Consider the following 13,136-nt stretch of genomic DNA (forward strand, 5'->3'; position numbering starts at 1 on the left):
CGGCCCAGCTGCGCCGATCGGCGGATCAGCAGGTCAGGCCCCATCTGTCAGCCGACCACACGCACTCAGCCGATCGGCAGCTTCCCGTCGAACAGTCCGTAGACGATGGTCAGCATCGCCTTGAGCACCTGAGCGGACACGTCTTGGCCCTGCGTCATCAGGAGGCGCGCCACGGCTTCGGGATCTTCGGTGGCGAGGAGTTGCTCGACGAACGGGATGATCGAGGACAGGCCACTCGCGTCGTCGGTGGGTGTCGACGGCGCCGGCCCGGCTCCGGTCGCGGCGTTCCCGTTGACGTAGTTCAGGATGCCGTCGGTGATGGCCATGGCGTACTTGACCTGACCGTCACGCCCGGCGAGGGCCTTCGCCTCCCCCGGATTGGCGAGATTGCCCATCTCGATGAACACCGCAGGCACCTTGGTCAGGTTCACCGCCGCGATGTCGGAACGGGTCTGGATGCCGTCGCGCACGCCGGCGTAGTTGGCCGACGGGAACCCGGCCTTGACGAAGGCGTCCCGCATCGTCGTGGAGGCCTTGCGTCCTTCGCCGGACTGCACACGATCGACGGTGGCGTCCGGGACCGGCAGCGAGGGCACGATCATGTGAAAGCCCTTCTTGGACTCGTCGGCTCCACGCGCCGTCGAATCGGCGTGCAGGCTGACCGCGACCGCGGCACCGGACCGACTGGCTGCGGCCGCGCGTTCGTCCACGCAACCGCCCCACCCGGTGTCATCCGGGCGGCTGAGGACCACGCGTGCCCCCTGGCTCTCGAGACCGGCTTTGACGAGCTGGCCGATCTGCCAGTTGACGGTGTGCTCCCTGGCGCCGTTCACCCCGGTGGCGCCGCTGGTCTGACAGTCCTTCTTGCCGCCACGCCCATCGGGAACCTGCGCCTTCAGGTCGTGGCCGGCCGCCGAGGCCTGATGACCCGGGTCGAGGAAGACCGTCTTGCCCGCGAGGGCCGTGCCCCGGGCGGGGGCCGCGTCGGCCGTGGGCGCGAACAGGTTCGACGCCACCACCGTCGAGGTGGCCGCGACCACCGCGAACGCGATCGAGGTCAGGCGTCGTGTTGTCGTCTTTCGGAACATGTTCTGTCGAGGCCGCGACGCACGCTGGGTGCGCAGGTCACTTGCCTCACTCCCTCCCGTTGAGTACCACTGGTCACACTGGTCACAGACTTAACAGTGAAACAAATGAACCCGGGAATCCGAAATGGTCGTCCTGGCACAACTGGATTTCGTTAGGGAGATGTGACTTCTGCGATCGGCGTGTCCGGCGTGGCGCGGTCGGTCGGCGACGTTCAGTCCGCCAGGTGCCGTAAGACCCCGAGGATGCCGTTCTCGTCTGCAGCGTCCGCCGGGCGGGCGAGGGCGGCGTCGAGTTCGGCACGCACGGCCGCCACGTCGAGCCCACGCCCGATCGTGACCAGCTCGGTGACCGGGCGACGGTCTCCCCACGGTTCGCGCAGCACCCGGACGAATCCGCCCACACCATGTACGACGAACCGCTGTCGGTGCCGCGGCACATCGAAATGGACGATTCCCTTGATCCGGAAACAACCATCCGGCGGTCGTTCGAGGAATCGGGCGAGGCGACGTGGGTCCATCGGCCGGTCGCTGGAGAACGACACCGACTCGTATGCCGCGTGCAGGTGCTCGTGATGGTCGTGACCACCCTCCTCCAGCAACAGCTCGTCGAGGGTCAACTGGCCGGGGCCGGCCTGTTCGACCTCCCGTCGGGCGAGGTCGAACAGCAGCTCCGGATCGATCGCCGCATTGCGGGTCGCCACCCGCGGGGCGGTCGCATTGAGCTGTGCGACAAGCTCTTCGACGGCGTGTCGGGTGTCATCCGAGATCAGGTCGACCTTGTTGACGAGGACGAGATCGGCGATCGAGACGTGCGCGTCCAGCTCCGGGTGCGTGCGGCGCACCGCTTCGATGTGTGCCGCGTCGACGACGTACACCAGTCCGCCGTAGCGGAGTCGCGCGTCGGCGACCGACGTCACCATCCGGATGAGCGCTTTGGGTTCGGCGATCCCGCTCGCCTCGATGACGATGGCATCGATCCCCACGCTCGGCCGGACCAACGAGGTCAATGCGTCGGCGAGGCCATCGGCGTCGACGGTGCAGCACATGCACCCGTTGCCCAGGCTCACCGTGCCGTCGGCCTGCGCCGAGACCAGCAGGGCGTCGATGTTGACCTTGCCGAAGTCGTTGACCAGTACGCCGAGGCGCGTGCCGGTGGCCCCGGCGGACCGCAGCAGATGGTTGAGCAGCGTCGTCTTGCCCGAGCCGAGATATCCGGCCACCACCACGACCGGGACCGGACCGCGACGATCGGAAGTCCTCACGGTGCTCATCGGTGGGCTTCGGGTCCCAGGCAGTCCGGGCAGATGACGGCGAGGTCGCGTCCGTCCCGATCCGGATGGTTCGCGACGTTGCTCGTCGGACGGCCACAGTCGACGCACCGGCCGAGCACCTGAGCACGGTCGGAGAACTGCACGCCCATCCGGTCGTCGAAGACGTACAGCGACCCCTGCCACAGCCCGTCGTCACCGTAGCGCTCGCCATATCGCACGATTCCGCCGTCGAGTTGATAGACCTCGGAGAAGCCGCGGTGCCGCATGACCGTGGAGAGGACCTCGCAGCGAACCCCGCCCGTGCAGTAGGTGACGATCGGGCGGTCCTTGAGGTGATCGAAGGCACCGCTCTCGATCAGCGGCACGAAGTCCCGGGTGGTGCGCGCCTTGGTGGTGACCGCGCCGGCAAACCGACCGACCTGCGCCTCGATCTCGTTGCGACCGTCGAAGAAGACCACGTCGTCACCGCGGGCGTCCACGAGCTCGTGCACCTGCTCCGGAGTCAATCGGGTCCCGGTGTCGACCACGCCGTTCTCATCGACCTCGATCTCGTCGGGGACCCCGAAGGTCACGATCTCCGGGCGGACGCGCACGCTCAGCTTCGGGAAGTCCCGACCGGTGCCGTCGGACCACTTGATGTCCGCTCCGGCGAACCCGGGGTACGCGCGGGTCGTCCTGACGTAGCGTTTGACCGCGGCGATGTCGCCACCGACGGTGCTGTTGATCCCGTGGCGTGACACGATGATCCTGCCCCGGACCCCGAGCGACTCGCACACCGCCAGCTGCCACAACCGGATGGCCTCGGGATCGGGCAGCGGGACGAAGACGTAGAACAGAACGATCTTGGGGGTCGGCACAGTGCAAGGGTACGGAAATCGGCGACCCCGCCCCGAATCCACATCGGGGTCTCGCGATCACCGATTCCTGCGCGTGATCTGCGCAACCGCGGCAATCGGGACGCTGTCCGTTTCGGCCGCCCTCGCCGGGTGCTCATTGCCGTCCGAGTCGGGCCCCTCTCGAATCGTCATTCCGCCCACCGACGAGTTGTCGACGGTGACCGAGACAGAGTCCTCGTCGACGACGTCGACAACCGGAGAGGACTCGGCGCAGAATCTGCCCGAGTGGACAATCGGGCGAGTGATCGCCATGGCCCCACGCGTCGACAATTCGCGTTTCCATCAGGGCTCGGTGACCGAGGATTCACCACTGCAGGATTCGTCCGGCTTCCATTTCTCGACACCGGACCGCGCGGTGAATTGCTCCACCGGCACCAACGGCACGTCGACGCTCGCCTGCCGGATCGACGACGAGCAGGGCGACGACTCCCCCGCGCGACCTCCCTCGTCCGTCCCCGCGGCCTGCGACTGGGAGCGGGATCTCGCCATCCTCGGACCGGACGGCCCGCAGCGCGGAGCATGTGCCAATCGATATCCCGTTCTCTATCGGAGTTCGATTGTCGACTTCGGCCGGACCATTTCTATATCCCGCTTTTCTTGCCTCGTTGAGACCGCGGGGATGTTTTGTCTCGAATCCAGATCTAAATCGGGATTCGCAATCACACCGAACGGTTACCAAACGATCTATGCAGCAGATCGGGCACCTGAATCGCTGGTGAGCGTATCCCCCGAGGAATCGGACGAATCGTCCCGCCGGACCGCTGGGGCGGACTCCACGACCGTGACCACACCGACATCGAACCGGACCGCCACTCCGCGTAACCCGGGTCCGACCACCAGCACCGAGCCGACCCGTTAACAATCGGCCGTGTCTCGACTTCCCTAATGCTATTCAATGATTTATGGTCTAGGCGGGGGTTCTCAGCAAGTGCTCATGGTTTGAGTCTAAGCTGTGCACAGTTGGAATAGATCAAAACGGGGGGACGCAGGTTTCAGGCCTCGCGCGTCCGTCTTGGTCGGATGACACAATTCGAGGGGACAAGCGTTTCATGGCGAAAAAGGAAATCGTTCAGGTCATCGACGATCTCGACGGCAAGGTACTGGATCAGTACGAAACCGTCCGGTGGTCGCTCGACGGAAAGAACTATGAGTTCGACACATCGTCGAAGCATGCGCAGCAATTCCGCGATTCGCTGTCGAAGTACCTCGACATCTCCCGTCAGACCGGTCGTGTGACCAAGCGCGCGACGACGGCCTCGGCGGCGACCGGGGGCGGCCGCAACAAGGAGACCACCAAAGCGATCCGCGAATGGGCCATCAAAGAAGGTTACGAACTCAGCGATCGCGGTCGTATCCCGCAGAGCATCATCGAGGCCTTCGAAGCCGCACACTGACCGGTCAGACCTGACCGTCACCGAACACGAGACCCACTGCCCGGCCGCACTTCGCGAGCCGGGCAGTCGGCGTCGGGAGGACTGTTCACGATGAGGTCCTTCACCCCGCTGTCGGCCCCGGTCGACCCGGTTGGTGCACTCGAACGCATCTCGTGGCTGCTCGAGCGTCGTCGCGAGAGCACCTACCGCGTCGAGGCCTTCCGCCGCGCCGGACAGGCAGCGGCCGGACTCGATCCGTCTGAGATGCAGGCGCGAGCCGCCGCCGGCACCCTGACCGCGATCAAGGGCATCGGCAAGACCACTGCGGCCGTCATCAGCGAGGCCGCCGCCGGCGAGCTGCCTGGGTACCTGGCGCGGCTGCAGAGCGAGGACCCGCCCACCGCCCCCGACGACGCCGCCGGTCTCGTCGAGGCCGTGGTCGGTGACCTGCACGCCCATACCGACTGGAGCGACGGCGGGGCGCCGATCGACGAGATGGCCGCCGCCGCAGAGGCCTCGGGTCACGACTGGCTCGCCATCACCGACCATTCGCCCCGCCTCACGATCGCGAACGGGCTGAGCGCAGAACGCCTCGCCTCCCAGATCGAGGCGATCGATGCCTGGAATTCCGCTCACGCCACCAGTTTTCGCCTCTTCCGTGGGATCGAGATCGACATCCTCGACGACGGCGCGCTCGATCAGACCGACGAGATGATCTCGCGGCTCGACGTCGTGACCGCATCGGTGCATTCCAACCTGCGGATGGCGCACGCCGCGATGACCTCCCGGTTGGTCGCCGCGGTCTCCGATCCACGCGTGCACGTCCTCGGTCACTGCACGGGACGCCGGGTGCTGAGCGGTCGAGGCCATCGACCGCCCTCGACCTTCGATGCCGAGGCCGTGTTCGCCGCGTGTGCCGCCAACGACACCGTCGTCGAGATCAATTCCCGTCCCGAACGGGTCGACCCGCCCGACGAGTTGATCGAGATCGCGCGGGACGCCGGCTGCCTGTTCGCGATCGACTCGGACGCACACGCGCCCGGACAGCTCGACTTCAAGATCCTGGGCGCACGCCGCGCCGCGGCGCACGGTATCGACCCGGACCGGATCGTCACGACGTGGTCGTCGGAGCGGCTGTCGGAGTGGCTCGCCCGATGAGCCGGGCGATCAGCGGGAACAGCAGCACTGTCGTCGCTCCGGCAGCCACGAGAATCGACGCGAGTTCATCGGACATCAGCTCCGACGACACGGCGACCTGGGTCACCGCGACGATGATCGGCAGGCCGGTCGCCGCGAAGAACGCCAACTGGGTCCGCTCACGGGGCCTACGGAGGAAGTAGCCGTCGTCGAGCCGCCCGGCGCCGGCCCACACGGGTCCGCCCCGCGCGATCGCGATGGCGAGGATGAGCACCACCCACAGGCCCGGTTCCGACGCCACCGCCGAGACATCGATGTTCATCCCCGAGGTGACGAAGAAGATCGGGATCAGAATCCCGAAGCCGATGACCTCCAGCGACGTGCCCACCTGCGGGTGTTCCGGACCGATGAGGCGACGCAGGATGAGTCCCGCGGCGAAGGCACCCAACACGACGTCGAGGTCGAAGACGGAGGCCACCGTCATCAGCGAGACCAGCAACAGCACGACCACTCGGACGGGCAACTGCACTGTGCCCCCGGCGGCCTCGCGAATGGCGGCGCCGATGCCCGGCACGCGCGCCAGAATCCGCTGTGGCGCAGCCGATATCAGTAGCGCCGCGATCGCGAACAGCAGGAGTACGACCACCGCCGCGCCGATGCTGCGGCTCGTCAGCAACAGCGACATGGCCACCACCGGCCCCAACTCCCCGACAGCCCCGTGTGCCATCACCGCCCGCCCCAACCGGGTCCGTTCGAGTCCGGCTTGTTTGAGGATCGGCAGCAGCGTTCCCAGAGCGGTGGACGACAGGGCGATGGCCACCGCGACGTGGGCGGTGAAGCCTGTCTCGCCGAGGCCCAGCGCCAGGGTCACCGCAACCAGCGTCACGGCGGCCAGCGCAATCAAGAGACTGACCAGCCAGGAGAGCTGCGCGATCCGGCCGGTCCGGCCGCCCAGCAGCTTCGGGTCGAGCTCGTATCCGGCGAGCAGGAAGAGCATGCCAAGCCCCAACTGGCTCAACACGTCGATGCCGTCCTGCGAGGCCACGTCGAGTGCATGCGGGCCGATGAGGATGCCGGATCCGAGCAGCAGCACGGCGTCGGGCACATATCCGCGCGACATCCGGGACAGGAGCGGCGAGATCACCGCCACGAGCGCGATCCAGAACAGCGACACGGTCACCGAGGTCGCGGAGTCCCCGGACTCCGCGAGAACGAGCACAGGACCACTCGATGCCGTGTCGACGAGCAGGGTCTCCGCCGGTGTCATGGATGACATGGTGGCACGACGGGCGCCGGGAGCGGAGCGAGCGGGCCCAGGTGTCGACGGGCGCCGGGAGCGGAGCGAGCGGGCCCAGGTGTCGACGGGCGCCGGGAGCGGAGCGAGCGGGCCCAGGTGCGACGGGCGCCGGGAGCGGAGCGACGTCAGCTCAGGGCACCGACGCGATCCCGGATCACCGGCAGCACACCTTCGGCGAACCAGTGCGCCTCTTCGATGTGCGGATAGCCCGACAGGATGAAGTGTGCGAACCCTTCGGATTCGTACTCGCCGATGAGCGCCGCGACCTCGTCGTAGCTGCCCACGAGTGCAGTGCCGGCTCCTCCGCGGATGAGGCCGACACCCGCCCACAGACCGGGATGGATCTCGAGGGCGTCGCGCCGTCCGCCGTGCAGTTCGGCCATTCGTCGCTGACCGGTCGAGTCCGAGCCCGAGTGCAGGGCGAAGGCCGTCGCGATCTCCTCGTCGGAGATCCCCTGCAGCAGGGTGTCGGCTACGCGCCACGCCTCCGCGGAGGTCTCGCGTGCGATGACGTGAAGTCGCACACCGTATTCCAGCGACCGGCCGACGGCCGACGCGCGGCGCGCCACTTCCGCGATCTTCTCCCCCGCCACCGCAGGCGGTTCGCCCCACGTGAGATAGACCTCGGCCCGTGACGCGGCGACCGTCAGCGCCGGATCCGACGAGCCGCCGAAGAAGATCTGCGGCTTGACCACCGGCGGATCGGGCAGGAACGCCCCGGCTATCTGATAGAACTCACCGTCGAAATCGACTGTCTCGCCGGACCAGAGCCGCTCGACGATCTGCAGGAACTCGTCGGTGCGCGCATAGCGGCGATCGTGGTCGACCCAGTCACCGAATCGTCGTTGCTCCACCTCGTCGCCGCCGGTCACGATGTTGACCGCAACCCGTCCGCCCGAGAACCGTTGGAGCGTCGCGGTCTGCTGCGCCGCGAGGGTCGGCGAGATCAGCCCGGGCCGGAACGCCACGAGGAACTTCAGTTGCTCGGTGTGCGTGATCGCGGCGGCGGTGGTGAGCCACGCGTCCTCGCACCAGGTTCCGGTCGGGGTCAGGACACTCTCGTAGCCGAGCCGGTCGGCGGTGCGTGCGACGTCGATCAGATAAGGCAGTTCCGGCGCCCGGTAACCCGGGGGATGCCGTTTGGTCGCTGATGCGTGCGAGGCGCCGACGATTCCGCGGCTGTCGCCTGCGGTCGGCAGAAACCAGTGGAAATGACTCACGAAGATCCCTTCCTGCGGATGGATGGGCGGGTCTAGGACTGAGGCGTACCGAACAGCGGTGCCAGCGATTCGTCGTAGCGGTTGTCGACGAATGACGCGAAATCGACCTGTCCCTGCAGCTGACCGGAGTCGGCGAAGGCGTCGGCGAGTTTCTGCTGCGACGCCACGACGCTGTCGTCGAGTGCGATGGCGGGCCGCAGGCTGCGGCCCTGCGCGACCTTGCCTGCCCGCGGATCGATCCCGACCTCGGCGGAGTACTGCTCGGCCCAGGCATCCGGGTTCGCCTTCGCCCAGTTCGCGGCGCGCGCGATGCCGGTCGCGAGTTCTCGGATCGCGGTGTTGCGACGCGGGTCGGCGAGCGCCTCGTCACCGGCGATACCGAAGCCGAAGCCGTTGGAGACGCCCTCGGCGGTGACGAGCGTCTTCGGAGTGTTCTCGAGCTGCACGATCGCGGTGTACGGATCCCAGATCGCCCACGCGTCGACGCTGCCGGAAGTGAACGCCGACAACGCATCCGCAGGCTGCAGGAACACCGGTTCGACGTCCTTGCCGGGCCCGAGGGTCAGGTTGACCTTGTTCAGTTGCAGCAACAGATGTCCATGTGCCGAGCTGCCCTTCGCCACGGCGACCTTCTTGCCCTTGAGGTCGGCGACCGAGGCCAGGGGTGAGTTGCCCGGGATCAGGATCGCGTCGCCGCTGGCGTTGTTCGCGTACCCGGTGACGATCTTGACCTTCGCGTTCGCCGCTGCGCCGAAGATGGGCGGCGTGTTCCCGGTGACGGCGAAGTCGATCTTGCCCGCCGTCGCGGCCTCGATCTGCGGTGGGCCGGAGGTGAACGTGGAGAATTCGACGGTGAACGGGAGCTTCTCGAGCTCGCCCGAGGCACGCAGCAGGGCTTCGGTGCCGCCCTTTTGGTCTCCGACACGCAGAGTGAGGTCCTGCAGCGAGGCGACGTCGACCGTCTCGTTCGCGATCGATTCGGCGTTGTCCTCGCGTTGGACACATCCTGCGAGGCCCATGGTCAGGGCGGCGGTGGCCAGCACGGCGGCGAACACACGGCGTCGTCGGGGACGGGCGGAACGCACGAGGGCAGGGTCGTTGGTCATCGAGGGTGCTTTCGGGTTCAGGGGTGGACTGGTCAGCGCGTCGTGTCGGCAACGCCGAGGGCGGTCAGCAATTCAGCTCGCAGGCGCGGGATCTCGGAGTCGGGATCGTCGGGTTCACCGGTATGCCGCGGGCGCGGCACGGCGAGGTCTTCGACGATCGTGCCGCCGGCGAGGACGACGACGCGGTCGGCGAGCCGCAGCGCCTCGTCGACGTCGTGGGTGACGAGCAGCGCGCCGAAACCGTTGTCGCGCCAGAGACGAATGAGCAACTCGTGCATCGTGCGTCGGGTGAGTGCATCGAGGGCACCGAACGGCTCGTCGAGCAGCAGGAGCTGCGGACGTGCGACGAGGGCACGGGCGAGTGAGACCCGTTGCGCCTGGCCGCCCGAGAGCTGCGCGGGCCAGGCACCTGTCTTGTCGCTGAGACCCACCTCGTCGAGAGTGTGGCGCGCCCGCTCCCTGGCCTGCGACTTGCCGACCTTCTCGCGCACGAGGCCGAAGGCGACGTTCTGCAACACGGTGCGCCAGGGAAAGAGTCGCGGTTCCTGGAACGACACCGCCGGGTGGCCTGCGGTGCGCACGGTGCCCGCCTCGGTGGTCGACAGGCCGGCGAGAAGTCGCAGCAGCGTCGACTTCCCGCTGCCGCTGCGTCCGATGAGCGCGACGATCTCGTGCGCGCCGACTCGCAGCGTGACGTCGCGCAGCACGGGATTGTCCCCGTAGCTCAGGCTGGCGTGTTCGACTTCGGCGGCGTAGGCGACCGGGCCGGCGGGCTTCTCGGCGAGCGGAACCTCGAGATCTCGGGTGGCGATGGCGGTCATGATCGGGCCTCCTTGACTCGGGATGTTCGGGATGGGACCGTCACCGGTTCTGGTACCGCGTCGTGTAGCGCTCCAACGCCCGCACGATGGCGTCGGTGATCAATCCCAGTGCGGCGTAGACGATCAGGCCGAAGAAGATGATGTCGGTGCGTAAGAAGTCACGAGCGTTGTTGATCAGGTATCCCAGTCCGGAGGTCGCCGCGATCTGCTCGGCGACAATCAGGCTCAACCAGGCGATGGCCAGGGCCTGTCGGAGGCCGACGAGGATCTGCGGCATCGCGCCGGGGATGATGAGGTCCCGGACGGTGGTCAGCCGCGAGAAGCCCAGGACCCGCGCAGTTTCCACCAACCGTCCGTCGATCTGGCGAATCGCGGCCGACGTGTTGAGATAGAGCGGGAACAGTGCGCCCAGTGACACCAGCAGGACTTTCGGCATCTCGCCGATGCCGAACCACAGGATGAACAACGGGATCAGACCGAACAGCGGAAGTGCGCGGATCGCTTGCATGTTCGGGTCGATGGCCGAGTCGGCGAACTTGCTCAGTCCGACCAGCAGGCCGAGCCCGATCCCGACCGCGACGCCGATCGTCAGTCCGATCGCGACCCGCTGCGCCGACGCCGCGATGGCGTCGAGGAGCTGCCCATTGCCGAGGACTTCCCAGCCGGCTTCGGCGATCAGCGACGGTGCGGGCAGCTTGTCCTGCGGGATGATCCCCAGTGCGCTGCCCACCTGCCAGAGCACGAGGACCGCGACGGGCGACAGGGCGCGCAGGGTCGTGTGCAGCCGGGAGGATCTGGCTGCCTTGACCGACGCCGATGAGTCATCCGGCGAACCCGGCTTCGCTGCTCGCGGGACGCCGGGCGCGCTGATGCTGAGTGTTCGGTCGGCCACGTGCGGCAACGTTACGAATCGGGAAACACTCGCGACACCGTTGAGGTCAGCGTGAGCACAAGTAGGTCGCGGGCCCCGGCATTCGCGTACTGCGAGCGTTCGGCCCCGTGTGACCTCAGCTCCGCTTGATCGTGATCCCGGTCATCCCCGACGCCGAACCGGTCAGTTCGATCACCGGTCCGCCCGGACGCGTCGGCGCACCGGCCTTGTCCTTCACCTTCGACCATCCGGACAGTTGCAGGTCCCCGTATCGGATCTCGTGATCGGGACCGATCCGCAGCTTCACCGTGGTGACGGACACCTGGAACTGCAGCGTCGTCGACGGCCCGGGGAACGACGCGTGGGTGAAATCCAGATCGACGGTGCCCATGCTGCCGGTGACGAGGGTCGACGGCGGGACGTGCCAGGTCCCCTTGCGTCGAACCGTGTCCCATTCGGCCGCCAGGTGCACGGGTGCGGCCGACGGCACGGCGACGGCCGGAGTCGCGGCAGCGGCTGGACTCGGGTCGTTGAACAGGCGACCGGCGTTCGGCAGGTTCGCCAAGACGGCTCGCAGGTCGGCGCGGGTCTTCGCCGCATACACGAGGCCCGATCGGTCCTCGAACTCCGCGATCTCCAGGTAACCGGCGGAGAAGGCGTCGTTCAGCAGGGTGACGGCACGTTCGCGTTCCGGGTTTCCGACCCGAAGATCGTCGTCGGGGAGGCGGTCGACCATGCCTTCCACCCTATTGCACCGCGCCGCGGCGTTGTTCGCGGCACGAGCGCCGGTGGTCGCGGCTCGATCAGTTCCGCGGGATCGGCGGCGCGGCGTCGGGTGCCATCAACGCGCCGATCTGCGCGAAGATCGGGTTGCCGCCGTTGTCGTAGGAGCCTTCGGGACCGAACGCCTCGGGGTCGTAGGTCACCGACACCGCGATGGCGATCTTCTCCGACGGCAGATATCCCGCGACCGCGGAGTACCCGTTGAACAGCGGGTTCTGCACGACCCAGTCGCCGGTGCGGACGACACCCATGCCGTAGGTGTATCGGTCGGTCATCGTCATGCAGGTCGAGCAGCCGGCCAGTGGGCGCGCCACCCCGCGCAAGCTCGTGGAGACCATCGTGTCGTATGACTCCGACGACAACGTCTCACCCGCGAACAGTTTCCGTGCCGTCGCCTCGACGTCGTAGATGTTCGACGTCTGGATGGCGCCGTGGGTGATGCTCCACGAGGGGTTCCAGCCGGTGGTCTCCTCGTAGAAGGGTGTCGTCGGTGGAAGGTTCAGAATCCCGCGTCGCTCCGACGAATAGGCGTGCAGGGCGGGTTCGGGGATCACCGCTGTCAGATCCGAGACCGTGTTGTCGAGGTCGAGCGGTTCGGAGATCCGCTGCCGGAGCAGATCGGCGACCGACTCGCCGGTGATCTTCTCGAGAGCCAGCCCGAGGATCACGTAGTTGGTGTGCGCGTAGTTCCAGTTGGTTCCCGGTTGGTAGAGCAACGGCTTGTCCACGGCGTAGGACAGCATCTCCTCGGTCGTCCACGCTTTGAACGGGTTCGTCAGCTCCTCGGTCTCGAATGCGTCGTTGCCGAGCACGTAGTCCTGGTATCCGGACGTCATCGTCGCCAGTTGCCGCAGAGTCACCCGGTCGCTGTTGGGGATCTGGGGAACCCATTTCGCGATGATGTCGTCGAGACCGACGGTCTTCTCGTCGGCGAGTTGCAAGAGCACGGCCGCGACGTAGGCGATGGCGACGGAACCGTTGCGGAAGTGCATGTCCGTGGTCGCGGGGACACCGGTCTGCGATTCGCCGAACGCCTTGGTGATCACGTCCTGCCCGTCGTCGGTGACACGCACGATCGCCGACTTCAGGTGTTTGGTCTCCATCAGATCTTCGACGATCCGCTCGATCTGCGCCGCCTGCTGTGGGTTCGACGACGCGGCCGAAGAGGTCGCGGATTCGGAGCCGCCGTCGGTACCGCATGCGGCGAGCGCGACCGCAAGGATCACGACAACCAGCGTCGACCAGCGCTTTCGCATCCTGGGATTGTTCCACG

General features: G+C 67.2%; 13 protein-coding genes. 3 read left to right on the top strand and 10 right to left on the bottom strand.

Going from position 1 to position 13,136, the window contains the following annotated elements:
* Positions 1 to 65: 65 nt before the first annotated feature.
* The 3 genes from BCM27_RS17415 to trhO form a co-directional block, all read right to left on the bottom strand.
* A complete protein-coding gene (locus tag BCM27_RS17415) occupies positions 66 to 1,088 on the bottom strand; it encodes an N-acetylmuramoyl-L-alanine amidase (RefSeq protein ID WP_004022566.1) in 1,023 nt (340 codons plus the stop codon).
* A gap of 212 nt (positions 1,089 to 1,300) precedes the next feature.
* Positions 1,301 to 2,359, bottom strand: coding sequence for a CobW family GTP-binding protein (locus BCM27_RS17420; protein ID WP_004022567.1), 1,059 nt, complete (start codon positions 2,357 to 2,359; stop codon positions 1,301 to 1,303).
* Positions 2,356 to 3,216, bottom strand: a complete 861-nt coding sequence (trhO, locus tag BCM27_RS17425; protein WP_004022568.1) for an oxygen-dependent tRNA uridine(34) hydroxylase TrhO — start codon at positions 3,214 to 3,216, stop codon at positions 2,356 to 2,358. The genes BCM27_RS17420 and trhO overlap by 4 nt, the downstream gene beginning before the upstream one ends.
* Positions 3,217 to 3,412: 196 nt before the next feature.
* Between trhO and BCM27_RS25505 the strand changes: the two genes are divergently transcribed.
* The 3 genes from BCM27_RS25505 (at position 3,413) to BCM27_RS17445 (ending at position 5,786) form a co-directional block, all read left to right on the top strand.
* Positions 3,413 to 4,114 (top strand): hypothetical protein, encoded by a 702-nt coding sequence (locus BCM27_RS25505; protein ID WP_239450614.1) that lies wholly within the window; start codon positions 3,413 to 3,415, stop codon positions 4,112 to 4,114.
* 190 nt (positions 4,115 to 4,304) lie between these two features.
* On the top strand, positions 4,305 to 4,649 hold the full coding sequence (locus BCM27_RS17440; RefSeq protein ID WP_004022570.1) for a histone-like nucleoid-structuring protein Lsr2: 345 nt from the start codon (positions 4,305 to 4,307) through the stop codon (positions 4,647 to 4,649).
* Between the two features lie 90 nt (positions 4,650 to 4,739).
* Positions 4,740 to 5,786 (top strand): PHP domain-containing protein, encoded by a 1,047-nt coding sequence (locus BCM27_RS17445; RefSeq protein WP_004022571.1) that lies wholly within the window; start codon positions 4,740 to 4,742, stop codon positions 5,784 to 5,786.
* Here the strand turns inward: BCM27_RS17445 and BCM27_RS17450 are convergent.
* The 7 genes from BCM27_RS17450 to BCM27_RS17480 form a co-directional block, all read right to left on the bottom strand.
* Positions 5,740 to 7,032, bottom strand: coding sequence for a cation:proton antiporter (locus BCM27_RS17450; protein ID WP_004022572.1), 1,293 nt, complete (start codon positions 7,030 to 7,032; stop codon positions 5,740 to 5,742). The two genes, BCM27_RS17445 and BCM27_RS17450, sit on opposite strands and share 47 nt — an antisense overlap.
* 155 nt (positions 7,033 to 7,187) lie before the next feature.
* Entirely contained in the window at positions 7,188 to 8,282 is a 1,095-nt protein-coding gene (locus BCM27_RS17455) for an LLM class flavin-dependent oxidoreductase (RefSeq protein ID WP_004022573.1), read from the bottom strand.
* A 32-nt stretch (positions 8,283 to 8,314) separates the two neighbouring features.
* Positions 8,315 to 9,388 carry an ABC transporter substrate-binding protein gene (locus tag BCM27_RS17460; RefSeq protein WP_004022574.1) on the bottom strand — a complete coding sequence of 358 codons (1,074 nt, stop codon included), beginning with the start codon at positions 9,386 to 9,388 and terminating at the stop codon, positions 8,315 to 8,317.
* Between the two features lie 32 nt (positions 9,389 to 9,420).
* Positions 9,421 to 10,209 carry an ABC transporter ATP-binding protein gene (locus tag BCM27_RS17465; protein ID WP_004022575.1) on the bottom strand — a complete coding sequence of 263 codons (789 nt, stop codon included), beginning with the start codon at positions 10,207 to 10,209 and terminating at the stop codon, positions 9,421 to 9,423.
* Positions 10,210 to 10,249: 40 nt separating this feature from the next.
* Positions 10,250 to 11,101: an ABC transporter permease gene (locus BCM27_RS17470; protein WP_004022576.1), complete on the bottom strand. Its 852-nt coding sequence runs from the start codon at positions 11,099 to 11,101 to the stop codon at positions 10,250 to 10,252.
* Between the two features lie 115 nt (positions 11,102 to 11,216).
* The gene (locus BCM27_RS17475) at positions 11,217 to 11,816 is read right to left on the bottom strand and encodes a DUF1707 SHOCT-like domain-containing protein (RefSeq protein WP_004022577.1); all 600 of its coding nucleotides are present in this window, start codon (positions 11,814 to 11,816) and stop codon (positions 11,217 to 11,219) included.
* Positions 11,817 to 11,883: 67 nt separating this feature from the next.
* On the bottom strand, positions 11,884 to 13,119 hold the full coding sequence (locus tag BCM27_RS17480; protein WP_004022578.1) for a serine hydrolase domain-containing protein: 1,236 nt from the start codon (positions 13,117 to 13,119) through the stop codon (positions 11,884 to 11,886).
* Positions 13,120 to 13,136: the final 17 nt, after the last annotated feature.

Origin of the sequence: Gordonia terrae (assembly GCF_001698225.1) — a bacterium.
Classification (GTDB): domain Bacteria; phylum Actinomycetota; class Actinomycetes; order Mycobacteriales; family Mycobacteriaceae; genus Gordonia; species Gordonia terrae.